The 23,993-nt window shown below is 73.0% G+C and carries 27 protein-coding genes; 19 read left to right on the top strand and 8 right to left on the bottom strand.

Features of this window, described 5'->3' with window-relative positions:
• Positions 1–117: 117 nt before the first annotated feature.
• Together ACEY2A_RS10125 and ACEY2A_RS10130 are read right to left on the bottom strand one after the other, a co-directional pair.
• Entirely contained in the window at positions 118–942 is an 825-nt protein-coding gene (locus tag ACEY2A_RS10125) for an SDR family oxidoreductase (protein ID WP_374928455.1), read from the bottom strand.
• Positions 939–2,000: a metallophosphoesterase gene (locus tag ACEY2A_RS10130; protein WP_374928456.1), complete on the bottom strand. Its 1,062-nt coding sequence runs from the start codon at positions 1,998–2,000 to the stop codon at positions 939–941. Before ACEY2A_RS10130 ends, ACEY2A_RS10125 begins: the two co-directional genes overlap by 4 nt.
• 48 nt (positions 2,001–2,048) lie before the next feature.
• Between ACEY2A_RS10130 and ACEY2A_RS10135 the strand changes: the two genes are divergently transcribed.
• The gene (locus tag ACEY2A_RS10135) at positions 2,049–2,501 is read left to right on the top strand and encodes a GatB/YqeY domain-containing protein (RefSeq protein WP_374928457.1); all 453 of its coding nucleotides are present in this window, start codon (positions 2,049–2,051) and stop codon (positions 2,499–2,501) included.
• Here the strand turns inward: ACEY2A_RS10135 and ACEY2A_RS10140 are convergent, their stop codons facing one another.
• Positions 2,502–4,955: a transglycosylase domain-containing protein gene (locus tag ACEY2A_RS10140; RefSeq protein ID WP_374928458.1), complete on the bottom strand. Its 2,454-nt coding sequence runs from the start codon at positions 4,953–4,955 to the stop codon at positions 2,502–2,504. It lies immediately after the preceding gene.
• A gap of 41 nt (positions 4,956–4,996) precedes the next feature.
• On the opposite strand from ACEY2A_RS10140, the gene ACEY2A_RS10145 reads away from it, so the two are divergent.
• The 4 genes from ACEY2A_RS10145 (at position 4,997) to ACEY2A_RS10160 (ending at position 7,336) form a co-directional block, all read left to right on the top strand.
• A complete protein-coding gene (locus ACEY2A_RS10145) occupies positions 4,997–5,155 on the top strand; it encodes a hypothetical protein (RefSeq protein ID WP_374928459.1) in 159 nt (52 codons plus the stop codon).
• Positions 5,155–5,628 (top strand): RidA family protein, encoded by a 474-nt coding sequence (locus ACEY2A_RS10150; RefSeq protein ID WP_374928460.1) that lies wholly within the window; start codon positions 5,155–5,157, stop codon positions 5,626–5,628. The genes ACEY2A_RS10145 and ACEY2A_RS10150 overlap by 1 nt, the downstream gene beginning before the upstream one ends.
• Before the next feature lie 28 nt (positions 5,629–5,656).
• Positions 5,657–6,502 carry an NUDIX hydrolase gene (locus ACEY2A_RS10155; RefSeq protein WP_374928461.1) on the top strand — a complete coding sequence of 282 codons (846 nt, stop codon included), beginning with the start codon at positions 5,657–5,659 and terminating at the stop codon, positions 6,500–6,502.
• A 102-nt stretch (positions 6,503–6,604) separates the two neighbouring features.
• Positions 6,605–7,336 carry an MBL fold metallo-hydrolase gene (locus ACEY2A_RS10160; RefSeq protein ID WP_374929995.1) on the top strand — a complete coding sequence of 244 codons (732 nt, stop codon included), beginning with the start codon at positions 6,605–6,607 and terminating at the stop codon, positions 7,334–7,336.
• A gap of 89 nt (positions 7,337–7,425) precedes the next feature.
• Here ACEY2A_RS10160 and ACEY2A_RS10165 read toward each other — a convergent pair whose 3' ends face one another.
• Positions 7,426–8,103: a Crp/Fnr family transcriptional regulator gene (locus ACEY2A_RS10165; protein ID WP_374928462.1), complete on the bottom strand. Its 678-nt coding sequence runs from the start codon at positions 8,101–8,103 to the stop codon at positions 7,426–7,428.
• A gap of 94 nt (positions 8,104–8,197) precedes the next feature.
• On the bottom strand, positions 8,198–8,968 hold the full coding sequence (locus tag ACEY2A_RS10170) for a CHAP domain-containing protein (protein ID WP_374928463.1): 771 nt from the start codon (positions 8,966–8,968) through the stop codon (positions 8,198–8,200).
• A gap of 341 nt (positions 8,969–9,309) precedes the next feature.
• Here ACEY2A_RS10170 and nth point away from each other — a divergent pair, with 341 nt between their 5' ends.
• A complete protein-coding gene (nth, locus tag ACEY2A_RS10175) occupies positions 9,310–10,044 on the top strand; it encodes an endonuclease III (protein WP_374929996.1) in 735 nt (244 codons plus the stop codon).
• Positions 10,041–10,712, top strand: coding sequence for an NUDIX hydrolase (locus ACEY2A_RS10180; RefSeq protein ID WP_374928464.1), 672 nt, complete (start codon positions 10,041–10,043; stop codon positions 10,710–10,712). The genes nth and ACEY2A_RS10180 overlap by 4 nt, the downstream gene beginning before the upstream one ends.
• Positions 10,713–10,807: 95 nt before the next feature.
• On the opposite strand, the gene ACEY2A_RS10185 is transcribed toward ACEY2A_RS10180, so the two are convergent.
• Complete coding sequence (locus tag ACEY2A_RS10185; protein ID WP_374928465.1) at positions 10,808–11,287, bottom strand: phage holin family protein; 480 nt, start codon at positions 11,285–11,287, stop codon at positions 10,808–10,810.
• Between the two features lie 157 nt (positions 11,288–11,444).
• Here ACEY2A_RS10185 and ACEY2A_RS10190 point away from each other — a divergent pair, with 157 nt between their 5' ends.
• The 12 genes from ACEY2A_RS10190 (at position 11,445) to ACEY2A_RS10245 (ending at position 20,918) form a co-directional block, all read left to right on the top strand.
• Positions 11,445–12,311: a hypothetical protein gene (locus ACEY2A_RS10190; protein ID WP_374928466.1), complete on the top strand. Its 867-nt coding sequence runs from the start codon at positions 11,445–11,447 to the stop codon at positions 12,309–12,311.
• Positions 12,312–12,577: 266 nt separating this feature from the next.
• Positions 12,578–13,585: a siderophore ABC transporter substrate-binding protein gene (locus tag ACEY2A_RS10195; RefSeq protein WP_374928467.1), complete on the top strand. Its 1,008-nt coding sequence runs from the start codon at positions 12,578–12,580 to the stop codon at positions 13,583–13,585.
• A complete protein-coding gene (locus ACEY2A_RS10200) occupies positions 13,582–14,580 on the top strand; it encodes an ABC transporter permease (protein ID WP_374928468.1) in 999 nt (332 codons plus the stop codon). Before ACEY2A_RS10195 ends, ACEY2A_RS10200 begins: the two co-directional genes overlap by 4 nt.
• Positions 14,573–15,673 (top strand): iron chelate uptake ABC transporter family permease subunit, encoded by a 1,101-nt coding sequence (locus ACEY2A_RS10205; RefSeq protein WP_374928469.1) that lies wholly within the window; start codon positions 14,573–14,575, stop codon positions 15,671–15,673. The genes ACEY2A_RS10200 and ACEY2A_RS10205 overlap by 8 nt, the downstream gene beginning before the upstream one ends.
• Complete coding sequence (locus tag ACEY2A_RS10210) at positions 15,670–16,425, top strand: ABC transporter ATP-binding protein (protein WP_374928470.1); 756 nt, start codon at positions 15,670–15,672, stop codon at positions 16,423–16,425. The genes ACEY2A_RS10205 and ACEY2A_RS10210 overlap by 4 nt, the downstream gene beginning before the upstream one ends.
• 137 nt (positions 16,426–16,562) lie before the next feature.
• The gene (locus ACEY2A_RS10215; protein ID WP_374928471.1) at positions 16,563–17,282 is read left to right on the top strand and encodes a hypothetical protein; all 720 of its coding nucleotides are present in this window, start codon (positions 16,563–16,565) and stop codon (positions 17,280–17,282) included.
• Positions 17,279–18,415 carry a TadA family conjugal transfer-associated ATPase gene (locus tag ACEY2A_RS10220; protein WP_374928472.1) on the top strand — a complete coding sequence of 379 codons (1,137 nt, stop codon included), beginning with the start codon at positions 17,279–17,281 and terminating at the stop codon, positions 18,413–18,415. Before ACEY2A_RS10215 ends, ACEY2A_RS10220 begins: the two co-directional genes overlap by 4 nt.
• Positions 18,412–19,197 carry a type II secretion system F family protein gene (locus ACEY2A_RS10225; RefSeq protein ID WP_374928473.1) on the top strand — a complete coding sequence of 262 codons (786 nt, stop codon included), beginning with the start codon at positions 18,412–18,414 and terminating at the stop codon, positions 19,195–19,197. The genes ACEY2A_RS10220 and ACEY2A_RS10225 overlap by 4 nt, the downstream gene beginning before the upstream one ends.
• Positions 19,194–19,799 (top strand): type II secretion system F family protein, encoded by a 606-nt coding sequence (locus ACEY2A_RS10230; RefSeq protein WP_374928474.1) that lies wholly within the window; start codon positions 19,194–19,196, stop codon positions 19,797–19,799. The genes ACEY2A_RS10225 and ACEY2A_RS10230 overlap by 4 nt, the downstream gene beginning before the upstream one ends.
• A 56-nt stretch (positions 19,800–19,855) precedes the next feature.
• Positions 19,856–20,056, top strand: coding sequence for a DUF4244 domain-containing protein (locus ACEY2A_RS10235; RefSeq protein ID WP_374928475.1), 201 nt, complete (start codon positions 19,856–19,858; stop codon positions 20,054–20,056).
• Between the two features lie 44 nt (positions 20,057–20,100).
• Positions 20,101–20,454 (top strand): TadE family type IV pilus minor pilin, encoded by a 354-nt coding sequence (locus ACEY2A_RS10240; RefSeq protein ID WP_374928476.1) that lies wholly within the window; start codon positions 20,101–20,103, stop codon positions 20,452–20,454.
• A complete protein-coding gene (locus ACEY2A_RS10245) occupies positions 20,451–20,918 on the top strand; it encodes an Rv3654c family TadE-like protein (protein WP_374928477.1) in 468 nt (155 codons plus the stop codon). Before ACEY2A_RS10240 ends, ACEY2A_RS10245 begins: the two co-directional genes overlap by 4 nt.
• A gap of 102 nt (positions 20,919–21,020) precedes the next feature.
• Here the strand turns inward: ACEY2A_RS10245 and ACEY2A_RS10250 are convergent, their stop codons facing one another.
• Together ACEY2A_RS10250 and ACEY2A_RS10255 are read right to left on the bottom strand one after the other, a co-directional pair.
• Positions 21,021–21,611, bottom strand: coding sequence for a hypothetical protein (locus ACEY2A_RS10250; RefSeq protein ID WP_374928478.1), 591 nt, complete (start codon positions 21,609–21,611; stop codon positions 21,021–21,023).
• 39 nt (positions 21,612–21,650) lie between these two features.
• Positions 21,651–23,984: a DEAD/DEAH box helicase gene (locus ACEY2A_RS10255; protein ID WP_374928479.1), complete on the bottom strand. Its 2,334-nt coding sequence runs from the start codon at positions 23,982–23,984 to the stop codon at positions 21,651–21,653.
• Positions 23,985–23,993: the final 9 nt, after the last annotated feature.

The raw sequence follows: 23,993 nt of genomic DNA on the forward strand, positions 1-23,993 counted from the left end.
CCGGGCGCACGGTGGATGGGTGGCCGGATCATTGCACGCCCCGCGCACCGGGAGCGCGCCCGCGGGGGCCGATCCGGCGTTCGCCGTGACCTCCGGAGGGCCTCCGGCGGGCGGCTGTCAGTCCAAGAAGATGTCGGGCTGCAGCGTCTCCGGGCTGCCGCCGTAGACCGACAGGTCGGTGATGCCCGTCTCGGCCAGCACCTCGTCGTCGACGAAGAAGGTGCCCGTGGCCTCCCGCGCCGGGCGCGTGAGGATCGCGTGGGCGGCATCGCCCATGATGCGGGGGTCGCGGGCGCGCGCCATCGCGGCCTCCCCGCCCAGCACGTTCCGGATGGCGGCGGTGGCGATGATGGTGCGCGGCCACAGGGAGTTCACGGCGATCCCGGCCTCCCGCAGCTCCTCGGCCAGGCCCAGGGTCACCATGCTCATGCCGTACTTGCTGATCGAGTAGGCCGTGTGCGGGCCGAACCACTTCGGGTCCAGGTTCAGCGGCGGCGACATGGTCAGCACGTGCGGGTTCTCCGCCCGCTCCAGGTGCTCGATGGCCGCAGCGGTCAGCAGGTAGGTGCCGCGGGTGTTGACCTCCTGCATGAGGTCGTACTTCTTCATCGGCAGCTCCCGGGCGGGGGAGACGTCCACGGCGCTGGCGTTGTTCACGACGATGTCGATGCCGCCGAAGCGCTCCACGGTCGCCGCGACGGCCTCGCGCACGGACTCCTCGGAGCGCACGTCACCCACCACCGGCAGGGCCTTCCCGCCGGCCGCCTCGATCTCGGCAGCCGCCGTGTGGATCGTGCCCTCCAGCGCCGGGTGCGGCTGGTCGGTCTTGGCCAGCAGCGCGACGTTGGCGCCGTCGGCGGCGGCACGCAGTGCGATGGCCAGGCCGATGCCGCGGCTACCGCCGGACATCAGGATCGTGCGGCCCTGGAGTGTCGTGGTCATGGGGTCCTCTCGGGAGTGGGTCGGGTGTCCGCAGGAGCACTGGACTCCCGCGGCACCAGGGTCAACAGGGTGGCCTCGGGGCGGCACGCGAAGCGGTAGGGCGCCATCGGGGAGTGCCCCAGGCCGGCGGAGACCTCGAGCCAGGCGGCGTCGTCGGGCTCCGGGGTGCCCCGGGCGGCCGTGCCGGCACCGGGCCACCAGCGCGAGACGCCCTTGACGCGCCCGGCATCGAGGTCGCAGTTCGTGGTCAGCGCGCCCCAGCCGGGCACGCACACCTGGCCGCCGTGGGTGTGTCCGGCGAGCACCAGGCCGGCGCCGTCGCCCACCATCGCGTCCAGCACCCGTTGGTAGGGCGCGTGGGTGACGCCGATCGTCAGGTCCGCGTCGTCGGCCGCGGGGCCGGCCACGCGCTCGTACTCGTCGAGCCCCAGGTGCGGGTCGTCCACCCCGACGAACTCGAGCCGCACCCCCTCGACCTCGATGCGGGAGCGCGCGTGCGTGAGGTCGGTCCAGCCGCGCTCGCGGAAGGCGGCCGTCAGCTCCCGCCACGGCAAGTCGCGCTCGGTGCGGGTCCCATCGTGGTGGCTGCGGCCCTGCGTGAGGTAGCGCAGCGGGTTGGTGAAGCGCGGCGAGTAGTAGTCGTTCGAGCCGCAGACGAACACCCCGGGCAGGTCCAGCAGCTCGTCGAAGGTCGCCAGCACGTCGGGCACCGCGGCCGGGGAGGACATGTTGTCCCCGGTGTTCACCACCAGATCCGGCTCCAGGGCCGCGAGGTCGTGCACCCACCGCATCCGCCGCTCCTGCCCGGGCACCAGGTGCAGGTCGCTCACGTGCAGCACGCGCAGCGGCAGGGCGCCGGGGGGCAGCACCGGCACGGTGAAGCGGCGCAGCGTGTAGAGGTGCCGCTCCACGAAGTGGCCCCAGGCCACGCAGGCCGCCCCGGTGGCGGCCACGCTGCCGACGGCCAGCGCGGTGCGTCGCGCGAGGGTGGCTGCGTCCCACGCACCACCGCGGGGTCGCAGCGGCGCCGGGGGGCGGGGGGCGAAGGTGGTGATCACGCGGCCATCATCGCACCGGGTGCCGGCGCCGGGTGGGATGATCACCCCATGAGCGACCTGAAGCAGCAGATCTCCACCGACCTCACCACCGCCATGAAGGCCCGCGACAAGGTGACCTCCTCCACCCTGCGGATGGTGATGACGGCCATCCAGAACGCGCAGGTGGCCGGCGACTCCGCCAAGGAGCTCACGGATGACGAGGTGCTCGCCGTGATCACCAAGGAGGGCAAGAAGCGCCGCGACGCCATCGCCGAGTACGAGAAGGCCGGTCGCGCCGAGCTGGCCGCCACCGAGCAGGCCGAGCTCGACGTCATCGAGGGCTACCTGCCCCAGCAGCTGTCCGACGCCGAGCTCGAGACCCTGGTGGCCGAGGCCGTCGCCGAGGCCGGTGTCACCGAGAAGTCACAGATGGGCCAGGCCATGAAGGCCGCGCAGGCCAAGGTCGCCGGCCGGGCCGAGGGTGGCCGGGTGGCCGCCGCGGTGAAGAAGCACCTGGCCTGATCAGTTCTCGCCGGTGTCCCCGTCCGACACCGATCCCTCCACGCGGTCGCCCTGGGCCTCCAGCTCCTCCCGGATCTTCTCCGGGGAGGGCTGCTCCTCGTCCGTGCGGGGCGTCAGCTTCACGAAGGTGGACGTGTCGTGCTGGCCGCCGTCGGAGGTCTCGATGCGCTCGATGGTGGCGTCACCGGGGGCCCACGGCTTGGTGTTGACCGCCAGCAGGCCGGCCTTGCGCAGCTCCTCCCGGGCCTCCAGGACGGTCAGGCCCGAGACGTCGGGCACGTCCACCAGCGTGCCGCCGCGCAGCTCCTCCGGGGGCGAGGGGAAGGACTCGTTGGGAAGCTCCCGGTGTGCAAAGTCCATGATCTTGCGGAAGGTCGGGGCGGCCAGGGTGGAGCCGTACAGCCACCCCGGGTAGGTGCGGTCGCCCAGCTGGATGTCCCGCAGGTTGCCCAGGCTGTCGGGCGTTCCCACCCACACCGAGGCCGCCAGCTGGGGCGTGTAGCCCGAGTACCAGGTCTCGTCCGACCCGTCGGCCGTCCCGGTCTTGCCGGCGGACACGCGTCCACCGGAGAGCCGGGCGCGTGCGGCGCCACCGTCGGTGGTCTCCGGCACGGAGCGGAACACCTCGGTGACCGCGGCGGCCTCACCCTCCTCCAGCACGCGCTCGCACTGCTGGGCGTCGAGCGGGATCTCGGTGCCCTCGAAGTCCGCCACCGACTCCACCGGGTAGGGGGTGCAGCGCATGCCGCCGGAGGCCACGGTGGCGAAGGAGTTGGCCAGTGACAGGGGGCTGGCCTCGTCGGCGCCCAGAGCCACCGAGCCCGGCTTGGTGGAGAAGGGCAGGTACTCCCCGTTCTCGTCCAGCTGGGAGCGGTGCAGCCCCATCGAGGTCATGGTGTCGCGGACCCGGCAGGGGGACAGTGCGGTGGTGAGCTCCGAGAAGGCGGTGTTCACCGACTCCTCGGTGGCCTCCTTGAAGCCGATCGAGTCCGAGAAGCGCCCGTGGTCGTTCTGCACGGCCCACAGCTCGCCGTCCTGCACGTTGGCGCACTCGGCGAACTCCTGCGGTCGGAAGACCGCCTTCGGCACCTGCCGCTCCTCGCCCCGGGAGTTGATGGAGGCGAGGTCCACCGTGTCGCGCAGGCCGATCTCACCCTCCACCGGGAAGCCGTCGCGGATGGCGGTCACCGCCGAGTACAGCTTGGCCGTGGAGCCGATCGCGAAACCGCCGCTGGTGGTGTACGGGCGGTCCACCGAGTAGCCCACGGCGGTCTGCCCGGACCCGCGGTCGAAGCCGTACTCGCGGTTCTGGGCGATGGCCCGCACCTTGCCGGTACCCGGCTCCACCACGGCCACGGCGGCGGCCACGGCGTTGTCGTTCTCGGCCGGCACGGCGTCGCGCAGCTCCTTGGTGGCGCGGTCCAGCAGGGCGCTGTCGAAGGTGGTGGTGATGGTCAGCCCACCGCGGTCCAGGCGGGTGCGGCGCTCGGACTCGTTCTCGCCCAGGGCCTGCTGGCGCAGCAACCACTCCACCACGTAGGTGCACACGAAGGGGTACTCGCTGGTGGCGCAGGAGCGGCGCGTGTAGGAGACGTCCAGGCCGAGGTCGGAGCTCACCGCCTCCTCGTACTGCTCGTCGGTGATGTCACCGAGCTCGTGCATCTTGTACAGCACCACGTTGCGGCGGTCCAGGGCACGCTCCGGGTTGCTGATGGGGTCGCTCGCGCCGGGCGAGCGGACGATGCCGGCCAGCAGCGCCGACTGGGCGATGTCCAGGTCGGCGGCCGGCACGGAGAAGTAGTGCTGGGCCGCGGCCTCCACGCCGTAGGCACGGTCGCCGTAGTAGACGAGGTTCAGGTAGTTGGTGAGGATCTCGTCCTTGCTGTGAGTCTTCTCCAGCGAGACCGCGTACTTGATCTCACGCAGCTTCCGCGCGTAACCGGCCAGCCCGCTCTGGGTGGTGGCGCGGCGGGCGGCCTCGAGGTCGCCGTCGCGCAGTGCCTGGTCCTGCAGCGAGACCTTCACGTACTGCTGGGTCAGGGTGGATCCACCCTGGGTGCCCCCGCCGCCAAAGTTGTTCACCAGGGCGCGGCCGATGCCGGTCAGGTCGGCCCCGTTGTGCTCGGCGAAGCGCTCGTCCTCGATGGCCACCTGGGCCTTCTTCATCCACGGCGAGATCTCGTCGGACCCCACCACCACGCGGTTCTCCCCGAACGGTGCCGCGATCTGCTTGCCGTCCGCCGTGACGATGCGGGTCTGCTGGGCCACACCCCCGGAGCCGAAGTCCGAGGGGAGCTCCTCGAAGTAGGTCACGCCGGCCTCGGTGGTCTTCCCCACGCCGAGGGTCAGGGGGATGAACAGCGCGGCCGCGAGCAGCCCGGCGATCAGGCAGCTCACCACGAAGGCGCCGAGGGCGACCAACGGGTTGGCGTGAGGGGTGGAGGGTCGAGCCATGGGGGAAAGAGTACGGTCCCGGTCACCGCTAGGCTCGGACCATGCGCACATGGGAGTACGCCACCGTTCCGTTGATCGTCCACGCGACCAAGCAGATCCTCGACCAGTGGGGTGAGGACGGGTGGGAGCTCGTCACCGTCATCCCCGGCCCCGAGGGCACCAACCCCGTGGCCTACATGAAGCGGGAGAAGGCCGCCTGATGGGGGCCGTCGAGCAGCGCCTGGCCGAGGCCGGCATCGAGATCCCCGAGGTCGCAGCCCCCGTGGCCTCCTACGTGCCGGCCACCGAGCACGCGGGGCTGGTCTACACCTCCGGCCAGCTGCCGATGGTGTCCGGTTCCCTCGCGGGGACCGGTGTGGTCGGTGAGGGCGTGGGCACCGTGACCCCCGAGCGCGCCGCCGAGCTGGCCCAGATCTGCGCCGTGAACGCCCTGGCCGCGGCCAGGTCCGTGGTGGGCGACCTGGACCGCATCGAGCGCGTCGTGAAGGTGGTGGGCTTCGTGGCCAGCGAGGCCGGTTTCGCCGGCCAGCCCGCCGTGGTCAACGGCGCCAGCGAGCTCATGGCCACCGCCTTCGGCGAGGCCGGCCAGCACGCCCGCTCCGCCGTGGGCGTGGCCGCGCTGCCGCTCGGCGCCCCGGTCGAGGTCGAGGTCGTCCTGGCCGTCCGGGACTGACGTGCCCCGGCCGTACCGTGACTTCCCGATGCCGCCGGCCCTGGTGCCGACGGTGCGGGAGTGGATGGACACCGCCCCGGCCAACCGCCCCGAGCCCGTGCCGGCCCGCCCCGCGGCCACGGTGCTCGTGGTGCGCGACGGCGCCCAGGGGGTGGAGGTCTTCATGCAGACCCGCGCCTCCACGATGGCGTTCGCGCCCAACATGATGGTCTTCCCCGGCGGTGGGGTGGATGCCCGCGACGAGGTGGTGGAGACCGCCTGGTCCGGCCCCACACCCGAGGAGTGGTCGGCGCGGATGCCGGGCACCACCCCCGCGACGGCGCAGCAGCTGGTGCTCGCCGCGGCCCGCGAGGTGTTCGAGGAGACCGGCGTGCTGCTGGCCGCCCACCCCGACGGCCGCCCGGTGACCGAGGCCGAGGCGAGTGCACCCCCCATCGAGGAGGGGCGTCGCCGGGTCGACGCGCGCGAGCTGTCCTTCAGCGACTTCCTCGCCGAGCAGGGGCTGACGGTGCGCACCGAGTGCCTGGCCGTCCGCGACCACTGGACGACCCCCGAGTGCGAGCCACGCCGCTACGACACGTGGTTCTTCGCCGCCCGCATCCCCCAGGGCCAGGAGCCGGACGACGGCACCAGCGAGGCGGTCTCCGCATCCTGGGAGGTGCCCGCGCAGGTGTTGGAGCGGCTGGCTGCCGACCCGGGCCTCATGCTGCCGCCCACCATCGCCGCCCTCGAGGAGCTCAGCGCCGCGGACAGTGCCCAGGAGGTCCTCGCCGACCGCGCCGCCGTGCCCGAGGTGATGCCCTGGCCGGAGGAGGTCGAGGTGGACGAGCGCTTCCCCGACGGTCTGGCGATGCGTTGCCCCTGGGAGCGCTGAGGCGTGCGCTCGGGGAAGAGCCACCTGCCCGACGGCGATGAGTGGACCGGCGGCACGCTCAGTGAGCGGGCCACCTGTCTGCTCTGTCCGAACCCCTCGCCGATGACGCTGGACGGCACCAACACCTGGCTGCTGTCCGAGCCCGGCTCGGACGAGGTGGTCGTGGTGGACCCCGGTCCCGAGCACCCGGAGCACCTGGCCCGCATCGTGGACGAGGTGGAGGCCCGGGGAGCGCGGGTGGCCCTCACGCTGCTCACCCACGGGCACGCCGACCACGCCGAGGGGGCGGACACCTTCCACCGCCTGACGGGGGCCCCGGTGCGCCGCGCGGCCGTCGCCGGCGGTGACGACGACCTGGTGGCCGGCGACCACCTCTCGGTCGGCGGCCTGGAGCTGGTCGTCGTGCCCACACCGGGTCACACCTCGGACTCGGTGAGCTTCGTGCTGCCGGCGGAGAACCGGCTGCTCACGGGTGACACCGTGCTGGGTCGTGGCTCCACCGTGGTGGCGCACCCCGACGGGGACCTGGCGGACTACCTGGACTCCCTGGAACGCATCGAGCGGCTCACCGGTTCCGGCGAGGTCTCCTCGCTGCTGCCGGGTCACGGGCCCTTCGTGGCCGACGCCGCCGGGGTGGTGGCCTGGTACCGCCAGCACCGGGCGCAGCGGTTGGAGCAGGTGGCCGCGGCGGCCGACGAGGTCACGCCGGGGCTGGGCGAGGACCTGGCCGATGCGGTGGTGCGCGTGGTCTACGCCGACGTGCCCCGCGAGGTCTGGCCCGCGGCCCGCCTCACCGTGCTCGCACAGTTGGAGTACCTCCGCACCCAGCGCTGAGCCCCCGCCAGTGCAGGGACTGGCGAGGGCTCAGGACTGCCGGGTGCAGGGCTGGGACGGGCCCCGCAGCGGCAGGTGTGCGGGCGAGGTCAGCGGGCGCGCTTGCGCAGGCGCTCGACCTCCAGCAGCCGCACGGATCGGGCCTCCAGGCGGAGCCATCCGCGGGAGGCGAAGTCTGCCAGGGCCTTGTTGACCGTCTCGCGGCTGGCGCCGACCAGCTGGGCCAGCTCCTCCTGGGTCAGCTCGTGCTGCACCAGCAGGCCGTTGCCGTCGTCCACGCCGAAGCGCTCGGCGAGGTCCAGCAGCGCCTTGGCCACACGGCCGGGGACGTCGGTGAACACCAGGTCGGCCACGTTGTCGTTGGTGCGGCGCAGGCGGTGGGCCAGAGCCCCCAGCATCGCGACGGAGGCCTGGGTGTTGTCACGCAGGAAGCCGCGCAGGTGGCCGTGCGCCAGCGAGAGCACCTCGGTGTCGCTCACGGTGATGGCCGAGGCGGTGCGGGGCCCCGGGTCGAAGAAGCTGATCTCACCGATGATCTCGCCGGGGCCGAGCACGGCCAACAGGTTCTCGCGGCCGTCGTGGCTGGAACGCGAGAGCTTGAGCTTGCCGGCGGCGATCACGTAGAGCTTCTCGCCCGGGTCGCCTTCGTTGAAGATGACCTGGCCCCGCTTGAAGGTCTCACGGTCGGTGAGCTCCAGCAGGGCGGCGGCAGCAGGCTCGTCCAGTCCGGCGAACAGGGGCGAACGGGTCACGATGTCGAGGTCCACGCCTGCAGTGTGCCACGCCTCACAGGGTCGGTGGGTGAGGTGGTCCTGCGGGGTGGTACCCGCAGGACCACCGGGCCGCTCCGGTCCCGCCAGCTCAGGTGAGGGGGCGCAGGTAGCCGATCAGGTGCTCCTGGTTCACCGTGCCCTCCTGCACCGGGTCCGCGGCGGTCCCGTCCGCGTTCTGTTCGATGGTGGTGACGGTGCTGCCCTCAACACCGGTCACGATGGCGACGTGCCCGTACTGGCCGTCGATGCCCGTGCCGAAGACGGCCACGTCACCGGCCCGCGGGCCCTCGTCGGCGCTCAGCTTGCGGAACTTCGAGGCGTCGAAGCGGTCGTTCGTCCAGATGTTGTGGGCACCCATGTCGCCACCCATCGGGACGCGCTCCGCGCCCCAGACGTCGTGGGCGTACATCGACCAGAGGTCGACGCACTGGGCCCCGTACGCGCCGTCGATGTCGGCGAGGTTGCCCACCCAGTAGTCGGAGAAGCCGGCCACCTTCTGCTCCGGGGTGCACCCGGGCACCACGGGCTCGTTGCTGCCGGTGTAGAGGTCGATGTCGGCCACCCAGCCGCCGTCGGCGGTGAGGTAGTAGATGTCGGAGGTGCCGTCGTAGTAGCCGTGGATGGGCTCGCCCGAGCGCTCGTGGCACAGGATCTTCAGCTGCTCGCCCTGCGACCAGGTGGCCTGCTCGGTGGACTCGCCGCGCTCGGCCTCCAGGCGGGGGCCGCCGAAGCGCTGGGTGGTCTCCGGGCCCACCTCACCCTCGACGGCGTGGGCCGTCGTGCCGGCCAGGGCCAGGCCGCCCACAGCCAGCAGGCCTGCCAGGGTGGTGCGGACGGTGGGGTTCAGAGTGGTGTGCATGTCGTGTCCCTTCTCTGGAGTGGATCGCCAGCGGGGACTGTTTCCCTGCCGGTGTCTCCACCCTCGTTCACGGGGCCGGGACACCGGTACCCCCCTGAAATGGGTGGTTGACTCAGCCCTCGAACTGGGCCATGACCTCCGGGCCGGTACGAGGCTGCCCGCCAGGCCTCCCTCGATCCGCCGGGCGACCGAACCTCTCTCTGTCTGACGCGCACTCATGCCGGGGGTGATCCTCGCCGCAGCCCGGGGCACCCCCCTGCGACTACCCTGCTTCCGTGTCAGACTCCGCTGCCTCCACGCACTCCGAGACCCCCCTGGCCCGGACCCGGCGGGCCCGCAGGATGTACCGCGTCCTGACCGAGCGCCACCCGGATGCCGAGTGCGAGCTGGACTTCCGCAACCCCTTCGAGCTGCTGGTGGCCACCGTGATGTCGGCGCAGACCACGGACGTGGCGGTCAACGCCGTCACGCCGGGCCTGTTCGCCCGTCATCCCGATGCGGTGTCGCTGGCGGCCGCCGATCCTGCCGAGGTGGAGGTGCTCATCAAGCGCACCGGCTTCTACCGCGCCAAGACGCGCTCCATCATCGGCCTGGCGCAGGCGCTGGTGGAGCACCACGGTGGCGAGGTGCCGCCGCGGATGCGTGACCTGGTGAAGCTGCCGGGGGTGGGGCGCAAGACGGCGAACGTGGTGCTGGGCAACGCCTTCGACACGCCGGGGCTCACGGTGGACACCCACTTCGGCCGGCTGGTGCGTCGGATGGGGTGGACCACCGAGACCGACCCGGTGAAGGTGGAGCACGCCATCGCCGAGCTGATGCCGCGCAAGGAGTGGACGAACCTCTCGCACACGCTCATCTTCCACGGCCGGCGTGTGTGTCACTCGCGACGCCCCGCCTGCGGGGCATGCCCGGTGGCGCGATGGTGCCCCTCGTCCGAGACGGGCGTGACCGGCGCGAAGCAGGCGTGGTCGATGGTGAAGGGGGAGGTGCCGGTGGAGTTCCTCCCCGACGACCCCGCACTGCTGCCCCCGCGTGCCCGGGGTCAGGAGCCGGTGGACGGCCGGGTGGTGCTGTGAGCCCCAGCGGCCCCGCATCCGGTGGGCCGGTGGCCGCCCCGGCGTGGGTGGAGGGCCTGCAGGGCCGCATCGACGCCGCGTCGACCGAGCACCTCGCCCGGCCGCTTGCCCGTCCGCGGAGCCGCGAGGAGGTGCCGCGCTCGCGCCCGGCAGCCGTGCTGGTGCTGGTGGGCCCCGAGGGGATCGTCCTCACCCGGCGCTCCTCCCGCCTCAGCTCCCACGCCGGGCAGGTCTCCTTCCCCGGCGGCGGTATCGATGCGGGGGAGGACGCCCAGCAGGCCGCCCTGCGGGAGGGGCACGAGGAGGTCCGTCTGGAGCCCGCGAGCGTGCGGGTGGCCGCGCAGTTCCCGGAGCTCCCGGTGGCGCCGAGCTTCCGCCCGGTCACCCCCGTGGTGGGCTGGTGGGAGCAGCCGCACCCCATCGGCGTGGGCAGTGAGATCGAGGTGGCCAGCGTCCACACGGTGCCGGTGGAGGAGCTGGTGGACCCGGCCCACCGGTTCACCGCGCGGCTCCCGGGCTTCGACCGGACCACCCCGGGCTTCGCCGTGGACGGGCTGTTCGTCTGGGGGTACACCGGGTGGTTGCTCTCGACGGTGCTGCAGCTGGGTGGGGTGGACCGCCCGTGGGACGTCGGCGACGTGCGGGACGTGCCCGTCGACTACCGCTGAGCCCCCTCTCCCACCGCCCCGGTCGCCGGACGCGACGACGGCGGTCACCCCGGTGGGGTGACCGCCGTCGTGCGGGCGTCCGGTGACCGGTGTGGTCAGCGACGCGGGGTGGTGGCGTTCGGGTTCGCCGCGTCCGTCAGCGTGTGCTGGGTGCGCTGGGCGGCCGCGATGGCCTCCTGCGGCTTGCCCTTGATCTTCTTCATCTGCGCCATGCCGAAGAGCGCGCCGACGATCGTGATCAGGAGCAGGATGCCGCCCACGATGAGGAAGGCGGCCCAGGTGGGCAGCACGGTGGCGATGCCCCACGCGGCGGCGAACAGGAACATCATGAAGGCGAAGAAGCCGAAGAAGGCTGCGATGCCGAAGCCGATGCCGGTCTTGACGCCCTTCTGCACGTCGGCGTTGATCTCGGCCTTGGCCAGCGCAATCTCGTCGCGGACCAGGGTCTGGGCGTTCGTGGTCGCGTCGCTGACGATCTGGCCGATCGTGCGCTCGCCGTTGGTCGTGGTGGCGCGGGCGGCAGACCGCTCGGTGCGGGTCGTGGAATCGTGGGTCTTGGAGGCCGGGGTGGCCATGACTACTCCCGTCGTCGGTTCGTCGTCACTGCTGTCACTCTATGCGAGTCTGCCCTCGATTGTGCGTGCTGGCGGGCCAGAGCGCCACCTGCCACCCCGAGGGGTGGCGCGGCTCACCTTCGGAGCTGCTGTGCGTGGGTCCCTACGCTTGGCCTCCATGATCTCCCTCTCGGTGCCCTCCTCGTCCCATCCACTGTCGGGACTGCTGGACCTCCCCGGCGTGCGGGCGGGGGCCGATGCGGCGCGGGACGCGTGCACCGAGCTGCGCTGGCACGAGGGCCTGCGGCGGCGTTCTGCGGAGTGCGCCACCGAGGCGCGCGTGCACGGGGCGTGGGCCTCGGCATCGTTGGAGGGGGCCGAGCTGCCGGTCGACTGGGTGCGGGAGGCGATGGTGGGCGCCCGCGACTGGGGGGAGGATCCGGACCCCGTGGAGGCGGTGGTGCGTGGCGCCATCCGCGCCACCGAGGAGGCCGCCCACCTGGAGTCGCTGCTGGCCACCTCGCCCAGCCAGGTGCTCGCCCGCCTGCACACCGCGGCCGCCCGCGGGCTGGTGGAGGACGAGGCGCTGGGGCGCCCGCGGCGCGAGGGGGAGCAGGTGCCGGAGTTCACGGAGATCGGCCCCTTGCCCCCGGTGGAGGTGGTGCACGCCCGGCTCGGCGGTCTGCGGGAGGTGCTGGCGGCGCCGCCGCTGGTGCCCGCGGTGCTGGTGGCGGCGGTGGCCCACGCCGAGATCGTGACCCTGCGCCCCTTCGTGCGCGGCAACGGCCTGGTGGCCCGGGCCGTGCAGCGGGCCGTGGTGCGCTCCCGGGGGCTGGACCCGATGGGGGTGGCCGTCGTGGAGGCCGGCCATCGCCCCGGTGGTGGCATGGAGTACCTGGGTGCCCTCACCGCCTATGCGGGCGGCACCGCGGACGGTGTGGCCCTGTGGATGCGGCACGTGTGCGACGCCGTCGTGGGCGGTGCGCGGGCCGGCGAGCGGCTGGCCGATGCGGTGCGCGCCGGGAGGCTGCCGCGGGTCGAGTGAGGGTGCCACTTGCATTTGCCCGGCACGGGGTGCATCATATTTCCAGCGCGCTCCCTTCGGGTTGAGCGCGCGGCGCACCTGCCTTTCCCCCCCAGGGCATGGCGCGCCGAAGGCCCCAGCTGCCCCCCCGGCTGGGGCCTTCACCTTTTCCCGGGGGGTTCGTCGTGTCCCAAGGCTGACGTGCCGGGGTGTGACAGACACCGCTTAGGTAAGGCTATGCTCCTCCCGTCATCGCGAGAGCGACCGTTCGCCCGAAAGGCCACACCATGCAGCGTTCCCACCTGACGCGGGGGTTCGTCCTCCTGTCCGTCGCAGCCCTCTCCGTCACCGCCTGCGGGGCCGAGGACTCCGCCGAGGCCGGCGGGAACTCGGGGTCCGGCTCGGGTGAGCAGGCCGCGGGCACGGTCAGCGTGGAGGACAACCACGGCACGCAGGAGGTCGCGAGCCCGCCGAAGAACGTGGTGGCCACGGACAACGGCATCTTCGAGACGCTGGACTCCTGGGGTGTGGAGCTGAAGGCCGCCCCGAAGCGCCTGGTCCCCGAGGGCCTGGGCTACAAGACCTCCGAGGACGTCGTGGACCTGGGCACCCACCGCGAGCCCGACCTCGAGGCCGTCGTCGCCGCCGAGCCGGAGCTGGTGCTCAACGGCTCCCGCTTCGCCCAGTTCAAGGGCGACTTCGAGAAGCTGGTGCCGGACGCCACCATCGTGGAGCTCGACCCGCGCGAGGGTGAGGGGCTGGACTCCGAGCTCAAGCGTCAGACGACGGCCCTGGGCGAGATCTTCGACAAGAGCTCCGAGGCCGAGGAGCTGAACAAGGCCCTGGACGCCGAGATCGAGCGGGTCAAGAAGGCCTACGACTCCGAGCAGACCGTCATGGGTCTGATCACCTCCGGTGGCGAGCTGGGCTACGTGGCCCCGAGCAACGGTCGCACCATCGGGCCGCTGTTCGACATCCTCGGCCTGACCCCGGCCCTCGAGGTCGAGGGCGGCAGCGACGACCACCAGGGCGACGACGTCTCCGTGGAGGCCATCGCCGAGTCCAACCCGGACATCATCCTGGTCATGGACCGCGACGCCGCCGTGGCCGCCGACGAGGAGGGCTTCCAGCCCGCCGCCGAGATCATCGAGAAGTCCGAGGCCCTCAAGGACGTCCCGGCGGTGAAGAACGGCCACGTCTTCTACATGCCCAAGGACACGTACGTGAACGAGGGCATCCAGACCTACACCGAGTTCCTGGCCACCGTCGCGGACGGCCTGGGGGACAAGGGTTGATCGACAGCACCACGATCGACCAGACGGCCCCTGCCCCTCGGGACAAGGGCCGTCTGGTCGACCCCTGGCTGCTGCTCGGCGCCCTCGGCGTCGCCGCCCTGCTCGTGCTCTCCCTGTTCACCGGGGTGGTCGACGTGCTGGACGGCAGCGAGCTGGGCCGGGAGATGTTCGGCATCACCCGCATCCCGCGGACCGTCGCCCTGGTGCTCGCCGGGGCCGCGATGGCGATGTGCGGCCTGGTGATGCAGATGCTCACCCAGAACCGCTTCGTGGAGCCCACCACCGTGGGCACCACCGAGTGGGCCGGGCTGGGACTGCTGCTGATGCTGCTGTTCTTCCCCACCTCCGGGCTGCTGCTGCGGATGGTGGGCGCCATCACCATGGCCTTCGTCGGCACCATGGTGTTCTTCCTGTTCCTGCGGAGGGTGCGGCTCACCTCATCGTTGGTGGTGCCCATCGTGGGCATCATGCTCGGGGCGGTCGTGGGGGCCGTGACCAGCTACATCGCCCTGGCGAACGACGCGCTGCAGAGCCTCGGGGTCTGGTTCGCCGGCAGCTTCACCTCCGTGCTGCGCGGTCAGTACGAGGTGCTCTGGGTGGTCGGGCTCGTGGTCGTGGCCGTGTTCGTGGTGGCCGACCGCTTCACCGTCGCCGGGCTGGGCGAGGACGTCGCCACCAACGTGGGCCTGAACTACCGCGCAGTGATGCTGCTGGGCACGGCGCTCATCGCCGTCGCCACCGGTGTGGTCACCGTGGTGATCGGCAACCTGCCCTTCCTGGGCCTCATCGTGCCCAACATCGTCTCGATGTGGCGGGGTGACGACCTGCGCTCCAACCTGCCGTGGGTGTGCCTGCTGGGGGTGGCCATCGTGACCGTCTGCGACCTGCTCGCGCGCACCCTCATCGCCCCCTTCGAGCTTCCCGTCTCGGTGATCCTGGGCATCGTCGGCGCCGCGGTGTTCATCGGCCTGCTGCTGGGGAGGCGTCGTGTCTGAGCTCACCGCGCACACCGGGTCCCCACAGGCGTCCACCTCCCCGGCCGACGCCGCCACCGACGCCCGCACCCACCAGCGGTGGCGGGGACCGGTCAGCGGCTCGGGGCCCTTCCCCACCGGGGGAGACCGCACCCGCTACGCCGTGGTGATGGCGGTGCTGGGGCTGCTCGCCCTCGCGATCGCGGCGGGCATGGTGGCCTGGGACAACCCGCTGCCGTACGGCAGCCCCGGGTTCTGGCGGATCGCCGAGATGCGCGCCACCAACCTCGTGGTGATCATGGTGGTCGTCGTCTGCCAGGGAGCGGCCACCGTGGCCTTCCAGTCGGCGGCGAACAACCGCATCATCACCCCATCGATCATGGGTTTCGAGGCGCTCTACGTGGCCATCAGCACGGCCGCGGTCTACTTCCTGGGCGCCGCCGGCATCGTGCGCCTGCAGGGGTGGCCCCAGTTCGCACTGACGGTGCTCCTCATGGTCGGTTTCGCCATGATGCTGTACGGCTGGCTGCTCACCGGCCGCCGGGGCAACATGCACGTGATGCTGCTGGTCGGCATCATCCTGGGCGGCGGACTGGGCTCGCTGAGCACCTTCATGCAGCGCCTGCTGACCCCCAGCGACTTCGACGTGCTGACCGCCCGGCTCTTCGGCTCGGTCTCCAACGCGGACGCCTCCTACCTGCCGCTGGCCATCCCGCTGTGCGTGCTGGCCTCCGGGGCGCTGTGGTGGCGCAGCCGCCGGCTCAACCTGGTGGGCCTGGGGCGCGACGTCTCCACCAACCTGGGGCTGGACCACCGGCGCGAGGTGCTCATCACCCTCTTCCTGGTCTCGGTGCTGATGGCCACCTCCACCGCCCTGGTGGGTCCGCTGACCTTCCTGGGCTTCCTCGTGGCCATGCTGAGCTACCAGCTGGCCGGCACCTGGGACCACCGCTACGTGCTCCCCATGGCGAGCCTGCTGGGCTTCGTGGTGCTGGCCGGCGCCTACGTGGTGCTCAAGCACGTCTTCTACGCCGAGGGCGCGGTCTCCATCCTCATCGAGGTGGTCGGGGGCTCGGCCTTCCTGTTCATCATCCTGCGGAAGGGAACGTTGTGATCGAGGTCAGTGGGGTCCGCAAGGACTACACCAGCGAGGTCCGCATCGGGCCGGTGGACGTCACCATCCCCACCGGGGGCATCACCGCTCTGGTGGGCCCCAACGGCGCGGGCAAGTCCACCCTGCTGACCATCATGGGGCGGTTGCTGGGCAGCGATGCGGGGACGACGACCATCGGTGGGCACGACGTGGCCCGTACGCCGTCCAAGCAGCTGGCCAAGGTGGTCTCGGTGCTGCGGCAGGAGAACCACTTCATCACCCGTCTGACCGTGCGCCAGCTGGTGGGGCTGGGGCGCTTCCCGTACAGCGGGGGTCGGTTGACCGCGCGGGACGAGGAGCTGATCGACCGGTCGATCGCCTTCTTCGACCTCACCCCGCTGCAGGGGCGCTACCTGGACGAGCTCTCCGGAGGTCAGCGGCAGCGTGCGTACGTCGCGATGGTTCTCTGCCAGGACACCGACTACGTGCTGCTGGACGAGCCGCTGAACAACCTGGACATGCGCCATGCGGTGGTGATGATGCAGCACCTGCGCCGGGCGGCCGACGAGCTGGGGCGCACCATCGTGATCGTGCTGCACGACATCAACTTCGCCGGGCACTACGCCGACCACATCTGCGTGATGAAGGACGGGGCCGTGGAGGAGTTCGGCAGCCCCGACGAGATCCTGCGCGACGACCTGCTCTCGCGCGTCTTCGAGACGCCGGTCACCTGTGTGGACGGCCCCCAGGGGCGCCTGGCCGTCTACTACTGACCGCCTCACCCGGGACCTGCTGGCCCCTGTGCCCGGGAGCCGACCGGCCCGGTCCTCCTGAGGGCGGTGGGTGCCCGTCCACAGGGGTGCTCGGGGCGCCCGGCAGGGGGTGCGCCGCAGGCCGCATCGTCGTGGTCATGACGGCACACGTGATCGGCATCGGAGCAGCCACCGGCGGCCTGGGGGCATCCACCCTGGCGGCGGCGGTGGCCCTGCGCGGCGCCTCCACCGGGGCGCGGACGGTGGCCGTGGACACCTCCCGATGGGGTACCGCCCTCGCCGTGGCGCTGGGCATGGAGTCGGTGCGCGGACTGCACTGGGACGACCTGGTCCGCAGCGACGGGGACCTGCCCGGCGACGAGCTGGTGGCGGCCCTGCCGCAGGCCCACGGGGTGCGCCTGCTGGCGCGGGACGGCATCGGGGAGGGCAGCTGGGCCGACCTGCCGCGGCACGTGGTGCACCATGCTCGCCGGGCCGTGGCGGGGGTGGCCGACCTGGTGGTGGTGGACCTGCCGCCCATGGGGGCACCGGACTTCCTGGGGTGGGCCAGCTGGTGCCACTCGCTGACCGTGCTGGTGGGCGAGGCCCCCGGCACCGTGGCCGTGGCCCCGGCCCTGCGCGGTGCCCTGGGGGTGGTGCCGGGGGAGACCTCGCTGGTGCTGCGGGGTGGCAGGCCCGGCCGTGGTCTGGTGCAGGCGGTGCAGGACGTGGCCGGTCACCCGGTGGCCGGGGCCCTGGCGCAGGACCCCTCGGTGGGGCGCTGCGAGCTGGAGGGGAGCCCGGTGGGCTCGGTGCCCGGACCGGTGCAGCAGCTGGCCGATGAGGTGCTGCTCGGCCTCGTGGGGGTGCCGGCATGAGTGCGCTGCAGGGGATCCGGCGCCAGATCGCCGACGGGCGCTCCCCGAGTGTCCAGACGGTCGGCGAGGTGGCAGGTGCGCAGCGCCTGCGGCTGGGGGACCGTGGCGTCCGGCAGCGCAGCGAGCGACTGGGACGTCAGGTGCTGGGAGCGGGCCCGCTGGAGCGGGTGCTGGGTGAGCCCGGGGTGACGGACGTGCTGGTGAACGGCACCGAGGGGGTGTGGGTCGATCGCGGGCGGGGCCTGGAACGGGACACCACCCGGGTCGGATCCGCCGAGGAGGTGCGGGCGCTCGCAGTGCGGCTGGCAGGACTGGCCGGCCGGCGGCTGGACGACACGGCGCCGTGTGTGGACGGCCTGCTTCCCGGAGGAATCCGCCTGCACGCGGTACTGCCCCCGCTGGTCGACGGTGCGGCGCACCTGTCGCTGCGCGTCCCGCGGGAGGTGGTCCCCAGCATCGAGGAGATGCTGCGCCTGGGCACCGTGGACGAGCTGGGCGCGCGGGTGCTGCGGGCCGTGGTGGAGCGGCGGCTGGCGTTCGTGGTCTCCGGGGGCACCGGGAGCGGCAAGACCACGCTGCTGGCCACGCTGTTGAGCATGGTGGAACCGGGTGACCGGATCCTGGTGGTGGAGGACGTCCGCGAGCTGGCGGTGCAGCATCCGCACGTGGTGCGCATGCAGTCCCGCTCGGCCAACGTCGAGGGGCGCGGCGCCATCGACATGACCCACCTGGTCAAGCAGTCCCTGCGCATGCGCCCGGACCGGGTGGTGGTGGGCGAGGTGCGGGGCCCGGAGATGCGCGAGCTGCTCTCGGCGCTGAACACCGGTCACGAGGGCGGCTGCGGGACCCTGCACGCGAACGCCATCGAGGACGTGGTGGCGCGCTTCGAGGCGCTGGGAGCGTTGGCGGACATGACGCCGGCTGCAGTGCACGCCCAGCTCGGCTCGGCGCTGGACTGCGTGCTGCACGTCAAGCGGCTCCCCGAGCGGCGTGTCCTGGCCCAGGTGGGGGTGTTCGTGCCCGACGACGACGGGCGGGTGCGCGCCCTGCCGGCGATGGACCTGCGCGATGGGGTGCTGCGTCCGGCCGCCGCCTGGGACCGGTTCGAGGCACTGCTGGGGTGGTCGTCGTGACGGGGCTCCTGGTCGGGCTGCTCGTGGCAGGGGCGCTGCTCCTGTGGCCCGGACGCGCCCGCCACGAGGTGGCACTGGGCCTGGCCCGGCTGCCCGGGCAGCGTGCGGCCGCCGCGCGGCGGGAGGCCACCGTGCAGTCCCTGCGCGGCGCACTGGACGCCGACCCGGTGGCTGCTGCCGGGGGCGGTCTGCGTCGGGTGACGGCAATGGTCGGCCAGCGGGTGGGGCGTCGCCGCATCGGTGACGAGGAGGTGCTGCGCCTGCTCGAGGGTCTGGCTGCGGCGCTCTCCGCCGGCCTGCCACCGGCCGCGGCCCTGCGGCTGGTTGCTGAGTCCGGCACCGACGCACCCTGGCTCGCCCCCGTGCTGGAGACCGCTGGCCGGGGAGCACTGCTCGGTCCCGCCTGGCGGGAGCTGGCCGAGGCACACGACAGCCCGGCCCTGCGCCACGTGGCCAGCGGGTGGTCGCTCTCCGAACGGTCCGGTGCCGCGCTGGCACCTGCGGTCGCGAGCGCGGCGGAGACGGTGCGGCGAGCCCGGGCCAGTCGGCAGACGGCGCAGTCGGCGGCGTCGGGGGCCATGGCGTCCATGTACATGCTGTCGCTGCTGCCCCTGGTGGGGGTCGGCGGGGCCGCGATGATCGGGTGGTCGCCGCGGGAGCTGTACCTGGAGCAGCCGCTCGGGCTGGCCAGTGCCGTGCTGGGACTGCTGCTCCTGGGCGTGGGCTGGGCCGGTGCGCGGCGCCTGGTGACCGTGGCGCTGCGGGGGAGGGCCGTCCGATGACCCTCGTGGTGATGGGCCTGGTGGCCCTGGCGATCGGGTTGGCCTGGCCGGCTCCCGGGCCCGTGGGAGACCCCGCGGCCGCAGCGACGGAGCGGGCGGGTGGCGACGGTGCGAAGCGGCGCCTGTTCGGGCTGCTGCCCGCCCGGAGGGCCCCGGAGCCCACGGCCGACGTGGACGACCTGGCCGCGGTGCTGGACATGATGGCGCTGGCCCTGGACTCCGGCTGTGCCGTGACCGACGCCCTCGAGGCCGTCGCCGACGAGGTGGACGACCCGCTGGCCGGTCACCTGCGCCAGGTCGTCGCGGCCCGGCGGTGGGGCGTCACCGGCATCGACGCCTGGCGTGGTCTCCCGCCGCAGTGGGAGCCGGCCGCCCGCGCCCTCACCCTCGCGCAGCTCGCCGGCGCGCCGCCCGCGGACACGATCCGCCGGGCCGCCGCGGACCTGCGCCGCGACCGTGCCGCAGAGCTCGACCGAGCCGCCGCGCGACTCCCGGTGTTCCTGGTGATCCCACTGGGCACCGTCTTCATGCCTGCCTTCGTCCTCATCGCGGTGGTCCCGCTGGTGGTGGCGCTGGCAACACAGACCCTGGGTCACGTGTGACCCGGTGGAAGGGGGGCCCGCCACCCGGGCGGGTCCACGACAGAAAGGGAAATCCCATGCAGAACAAGATCACCCGCTTCGTCCAGCCCCGCATCGAGGGCATGCGCGACGGTGAGAAGGGCATGGCCGTGGCCGAGTACGCGATCGGCATCTTCGTCATCGCGGCCGTGGTGTTCCTGGGGATGGAGGCCCTCAAGGACCTGGTGCCCAACCTGATGACCGAGGTCATCAAGAAGGCCTTCAACCCCTTCGGGTGATGACCGTGCACCGTCGAGGTCTTCGTGACCGGCACACCGCTGCGGTGCGTCGGCGCGGCGAGGAGGGCTTCACCTCGGTGGAGCTGGCCATGATCATGCCGGTCGTCGTGCTGGTGCTGGGCATGGCCGTGACCGCGATGGTGCTGGTGGTCGACCTGCTGCAGGTCACGGACGCGGCCCGGGTGGGAGCCCGGGCCGCGTCCCGCGGCGAGTCCGGCATCGAGGTCCGTCGGCAGGCGCACGTCCTGGCCCCCGACGGGGCCGATGTCGACGTGCGTCGTCGCGGACGGTCGGTCACCGTCACCGTCTCGTCCCGGGCGCGTGGCCCGGCCGCCTGGTTCCCGGGTCTGCACCCGGACGCCACGGCCACCGCGCGTCTCGAACCGGGGGTGCGATGAGCACGCCCCACGCGCCGACGCCGGACCCCAGGGCGGGTCCGGTGGTCGGTGCCCAGGAGTCCGGAGAACGGGGATCCGGGTCGATGGTGGCCCTGCTGATCGGCGTGGTCCTCATCGCCCTGCTGGCTACCGGGCTGACCGCGGGTCAGGCCTGGCGGGCAGCCTCACAGGCGCGGACGGCGGCGGACCTGTCGGCGCTCGCGGCCTCCGGGGCCACGGCACCCACGGCCCTCGTGCCGGTGCCGCCCTGCGTCACGGCGGGCCTGGTCGCGCGGCAGAACGACGCCACCCTGGTGTCCTGCTCCGTGCGTGACTTCGACGTCACCGTGCGGGTCGCCGTCGACTCGGGCACGCCCTTCGGTCCGGCCATCGGCAGCTCGACGGCCGGCCCCCGCCCCCAGGACGGCCCGCGGAGGCCTCCGGGGCGCACCCGGCCCCCACCGCCACCGCCTCCCGCACGGTGAGCTGGGGAGCACGCCAGTGGGCACCCCACATCGGGGTGCCCACTGGTCAGGTCGGGTGCCGCAGGACTCAGCGGCACCGGGAACTCGGCGACGCTGGGGAGGTCAGCGACGCGGGTAGGGGTCCTCGTCGCCGCGGGTCTCGTCGCGCAGCGGCTCGCCGGAGCGCAGCGGACGCTCCTCCTGGTGGTCCTCGTAGCGGGGGGACGTGGAGCGGTCGGTGCGCTCCTCACGGCTGAACAGGCCGTTGCCCACGCGGTGCTCCCGCGGGCCGTCATCAGAGCGGTGACCGTCGATGCGGGGGTCACCGGCCACGCGCTCGTCACCAGCCACGGGGTCGGTCGCCACCGGCCCCCGATCCCGCTCGTCGTGGGGGGTGGGCGCCGTACGGTCGCGCTCGCCGGGACGCGCGGCGCCGTCCACCGGCTCACGGTGGCCACGCGCCTCGCGGGCCTCCCGCTCCAGCTCCTTCTCGCGCTTGCGGCGCTTGGCACCCGCACGCAGACCCAGCCCGATGAGCCACAGGCCCAGACCCAGGGCCGCCAGTGCGGCCATGCCACTGAAGAACAGGGTGCTGACGGGCATGGTGGTCTTGACGCTCAGCGCCTCGAGGGTGGTGGACCCGTCGGCGCCGGTCACCACGTAGAGGATGAACAGCACGGCGAGCACGAGGATCAGGAGTCCGAGGATGAGCATGTGTCGCCTTTGCGGTTCAGAGGGGTGGGCGACCCAAGGCTACTGCGCGGACCACTCCCCGGCGAGGATCTCGAGCACCGTGATCGCTCCGGCCTTCGAGAGTGGCTCGTTGTTGTTGCCGCACTTGGGGGACTGCACGCACGCCGGACAGCCGGCGACGCACGGGCAGCGGCTCACCGCATCGAGGGTGGCCCGGACCCACGGTCGGCGCGCAGCGAACCCGCGGTCGGCGAAACCCGCCCCACCCGGGTGGCCGTCGTGCACCATCACGGTGGGCAGGCCCGTGTCCGGGTGGAGGGGGGTGGAGACCCCGCCGACATCCCACCGGTCGCAGGTGGCCACCAGCCCCAGCAGGCCGATGAGGGCGTGCTCGGCCGCGTGCAGCGCGCCGGGGAGCTCCACCTCATCGAGTCCTGCCTGCGCGAGCACCTCGGGGGTGAGGGTGAACCACACCGACTGGGTGGGCATCGTGCGTTCGGGGAGATCGAGCGGGTGCTGGCCGAGCACCTCGCCGGAGGGGAGCAGGCGGCGGAAGGCCGTCACGCGGGTGCGCACGAGGACGTCGCCGACCGACCACTCCACGCCCTCGCCGGGGGCCCGGTCGCGCACGGCGGTGATGTCGAAGGCCTCCTCGGTGATCGCGCGGGTGCTCCAGCCCGGGTCGCCGGCCACCACGGTGGCGACGCCGTCGTCGAGGTCGAGCTCGGTCACCACGTGCGTGGTGCCCTGGTGCAGGTAGACCGCGCCGGTGTGCACGGTGGAGTCAGCCCGCCCGGCGTCGATGGTGCCCAGCACCCGACCGGTGCGGCTCTCCACCAGCTGCAGCGTGCCGGCCATGCCGCGCAGGTCCACCAGGCCGTGGGGGCGCTCGGCGCCGGCCCAGTACCAGCCGGTGGGGCGCTCGCGGAGCATGCCCGCGCGCACCAAGGAGTCGCGGACCATGGCCGTTCCGGGGCCGAACCACAGCGCGTCGGTCTCGGTCAGGGGCAGCTCCGCGGCGGCGCAGGCCAGGTGCTCGGCCAGCACGCGCGGGTTGGTGGGGTCCACCACGGTGGCCTCCAGGGCGCCGCCGAAGATGACCTCGGGGTGGTGCACGAGGTACTGGTCCAGCGGGTTGTCGCCGGCCACCAGCACCGCGAGGGCCGGCTGCCCCGAGCGTCCGGCGCGCCCGGCCTGCTGCCAGAAGCTCGCCCGCCGCCCGGGCCACCCGGCCATCACCACCGCATCGAGGCCGGAGACGTCGATGCCGAGCTCCAGGGCGGTGGTCGCGGCCACCCCGCGGAGGGTGCCCTCGCGCAGTCCGCGTTCGATGGCGCGGCGCTCCTCGGGGAGGTAGCCGCCCCGGTAGGCGGCGATCGTGGAGGCGGGCGCGGTGCCAGGGGGAGCCGCCACCCCATCGGCCCCGGCGAGCTCCAGCTGGTCGGCCACCACCCGCGCGGCCACCTCGGCGCCCACGCGGGAGGTGGTGAAGGTGAGCACCTGCCGGCCGGCGGCGATCAGCCGGGCACTGGTGCGGGCGGCCTCGGTGAGCGTGGAGGGGCGGTCGTCCCCTGCATCGGGCTGTGGGTCCCACAGGGCGTAGGTGACCTCGCCGCGGGGTGAGCCGTCGTCGGTGACGGCCTGGACCGGCGCGTCGAGCAGGCGGCTGGCGTGGTCGGCGGGATCGGCGACGGTGGCCGAGGCGAGCAGCACGGTGGGTTCGGCGCCGTAGCGGCGGGCGACGCGCAGGAGGCGCCGCAGCACCAGGGCCACGTGGGCGCCGGGCACCCCGCGGTGCACGTGGCACTCGTCCACCACCACGTACTGCAGCCGGCGCAGGAAGGCGCGCCACCGCTCGTGGCCCGGCAGCAGTGAGTGGTGCACCAGGTCGGGATTGGTGAGCACGTAGTTGGCGTGCTGCCGCGCCCAGGTGCGCTCGTCGATGGGGGTGTCGCCGTCCACCACGGCGGCGCGGATGCCGGGGACCATCCACCGCTCGACGGCGGCCAGCTGGTCCTGGGCCAGGGCCTTGGTGGGGGCCAGGTACAGCGCGGTCGCGCCGCGTCCGGTGAGGTGGTGCGCGCCGTCGGCCAGCGCGGAGAGCACCGGCAGCAGGTAGGCCAGGGACTTGCCCGATGCGGTGCCGGTGGCCACCACGGCGTGGCGCCCGGCGTGGGCGTGCTCGGCCATCTCGGCCTGGTGGGACCACAGCTGGTCGATGCCGGCACCGGCCAGGGCGGCCTCGACCTGGGGGTTGAGCCACTCCGGGAGGGGAGCGGTCACCGCATCGCGGGCGGGGCGGGTCTCGGTGTGCACGAGGCGGTCGGTGAGTCCGCCGGCGGTGAGCAGGCGCAGCCAGTCCTCGGGGGACGTGCTGTGGGGTGCGCCGGGCATGGCCCCATT

Origin of the sequence: Kytococcus sedentarius (genome assembly GCF_041937525.1) — a bacterium.
Taxonomy (GTDB): Bacteria; Actinomycetota; Actinomycetes; order Actinomycetales; family Dermatophilaceae; genus Kytococcus; species Kytococcus sedentarius_A.